This is a genomic window from Anaerolineae bacterium (assembly GCA_014360855.1).
GTDB lineage: Bacteria > Chloroflexota > Anaerolineae > JACIWP01 > JACIWP01 > JACIWP01.
This window is the reverse complement of the sequence record JACIWP010000363.1, coordinates 1-2,529: the sequence shown is the minus strand read 5'-3', so window position 1 is coordinate 2,529 and position 2,529 is coordinate 1. Positions and strand designations below refer to the sequence as shown.

At 61.2% G+C, this 2,529-nt stretch carries 2 protein-coding genes; one reads left to right on the top strand and one right to left on the bottom strand.

Going from position 1 to position 2,529, the window contains the following annotated elements; translation table 11 throughout:
• A partial coding sequence (locus tag H5T60_14010) for a PadR family transcriptional regulator (protein MBC7243547.1) occupies positions 1 to 322 on the bottom strand: 322 nt, incomplete at its 3' end.
• 256 nt (positions 323 to 578) lie between these two features.
• Between H5T60_14010 and H5T60_14005 the strand changes: the two genes are divergently transcribed.
• Positions 579 to 2,529, top strand: a 1,951-nt coding sequence (locus H5T60_14005) for a PAS domain S-box protein (GenBank protein ID MBC7243546.1), incomplete at its 3' end; no start/stop codon positions are given.

Below are 2,529 nucleotides of genomic sequence, written 5' to 3'. Positions count from 1 at the left end.
AGAGGCGCAGTTTGCTCAGGAATTCCACCCGCATTTGCCGGACGGAGAGCACCGGTGCGTGGAGCCATTCCAGAAAGGCCTGCCTGCCGGCCGGCGTGATATGCAGGACATGGCGGGGAGGCCGGCCCTCCTGGGGTTCCAGGGAAGAGGTGGCCAGGCCGGCGACCTCCAGCGCCTTGAGCGCGGCGTAAAACTGACTGCGGCCGCAGTGCCAGATGGGGCCGAAGTAGCGCACGAAATCCTGGTGAAGCTGATAGCCGTGCTGCGGCCCCCGCATCAGCAGGCCCAACGCGGCATATTCCAGCGGCAGTCTTTCCTCCACAGCTCGACCTCGCCCCACGCATTAGGCAAAACCAGAATATTCAGGATGTGAATATACCCAGGATTTCATGTTTGTCAAATTTCACTAACGGCACTGTACCAACATTGAAAGCCTCATCCGCAGAGCCGTGTCCTCACATAGTATGAATGCAGTGCAGTCTATCTTTACGCATTATCTTGTATGATGACGCAAGTTATGGTATACTTTCGATAGTTCGCTTACAGGAACGTGGTGCGAAAGGGACGCGAGACGCCCGATGGACAGCATCTGGTATGTGATCATTGGCGCCGGCGGTATGATCCTGAGCGGCATCCTGGCGCTTTACCTCCTTACTAAGCATCTCCATCTGCTCCGCCAGCGGTATGTGTTCCTGGGGCGCCTGGGCCATTGGCTTCTGCTCGTCATCATAGGTGTTTTGGTGGCCTGGTCCCTGGTCACGATTGTCTCCCGCGTCCACCCGTCGCCGGCGCTGGAGCACTGGTCGCTGGTGCTACTGCCGGCCGCCGGCATGAGCATGATCATCCTGTTCCTCCTGCTCCTCTTCCTGGTGGCCGGCCCCTTCCAAAGCGACTATCGTTTGCTGGAGCAGTTCCAGCGTTTCCGCCAGCGCGATGGTGCGCTGAAGGAATATCTCCCCGACATCCTCCTCTCCCTGGATGAGCAGGGCTACATCCGCTATATGCCCTTCTTTTCGATCGCCTTGGCCGGCTACGAGCCGGCGGAGGTCCTGCACCGACCGGTTCTCTCCTTTATAGCACCGAGTTCCCACGAGCTGGTCGAGTCCATCTGGAAGGAGATGCAGTCGGACCAAGAACAGCGGTTCTGGACAGTGCCCTGTGAACTGCTGACGCGCGAAGGGGAAATCCGCCCCGTTGTCGTGACGCTCTTCCCGCGCTGGGACAAGGCCGGCCGCTTCCTCGGCGCGGACGGCATCGTCCGCGATGAGCGCTCCCAGCGCGCCTTCACTGAAATCCTGGGGAAGCATACGGAGCGGCTCAACCAACTGTTCGACCTGGCGCTGGCCATGGGTTCCAGCATGAGCCTGGAGGAACTGCTCCACCGCGTGCTGGACATTGCCCAGCACGCGGTGGGCTATGACAGCGCCAACATCTTCGTGCAGGGATCGGATGGACGCTTCCGCTGTGCGGCGGCGCGCGGCTATGCCGACCCGAAAGCGGTCTTCCTGCTAGACTACGAGCAGTTCGCCGGCCATCAGCTCGAAAGGCTCCGCCGCACCCTCCAGCCCGTGATTTACCCCGACGTGACCCAGCTCAACGAGTGGAAATGGATCGACACTTCCCGGCACGTGCGGTGCTGGATGGGCGCGCCGCTGGTGGTGGAGAATCAGGTCATTGGGGTGATCAACCTGAACAGCCGGCTCCCCGGCCGTTATACCGAGGACGACGCGCGTGTCATGGCCAGCATCGCCTCCCATGCCGCCGCGGCAGTGCACCGGGCGGCCCTGTTCCAACAGGTGCAGGAACAGGCCGGCCGCCTGGAGCGCATGAACGCACAACTGCGGACACTGCAGGAGGCCGGCCTGCGCCTGGCCCAGGCCACTACCCTCTCGGAATTAATGGAGCAGTTCCGGGATGTCCTTGGCCACTTTGTCCCGCTGGCGCACCCCCCGATAGTGGCGCTGGTGGATCCGAAGCGTGGTATGCTGGAAGTAGTGGAGCCTGCTGAACAGCCCGCTGTGATGATCGAACATGCACGGCGCCTGGGGATTGAACTCCAGATCTTCGACCGCCGGCTACAACTGCTTCCCCTGCCGGTAGAAAATGTGCAAAAGATGGAATCCATTGTGTTGGCGCGCCGGCCGGCGGAACTGCCTATACCTGTCCTGCCAATACCCCTTCTGGAAGCCCTGACGGGCTTACTTCCCAAGGAGGTTTCTTTCGTCCAGTGCTCCCTTTACAGCCGCGAGCGCTTTATCGGCGTGCTGACGCTCTTCGTAGCCCAGGCAGAGATCGCCGAGGATACGCGGGAGCTCCTGCAGTCGCTGAGCGGCGTGCTGGCAGTGGCATTGGACAATCTGTGCCTGATGAACGAACTGCGGGAAGCCCGCCAGCAGTTGGATAACGCCATCGCCAGCAGTAACGATGCCTTTATCATCGTCTCGAAAGAGGGCAAAATCCTGACCTGGAACCCGGCGGCCGAGCGCATCTTCGGCTATCCGGCGGAGCAGGCAGTGGGCCGGAGCATGG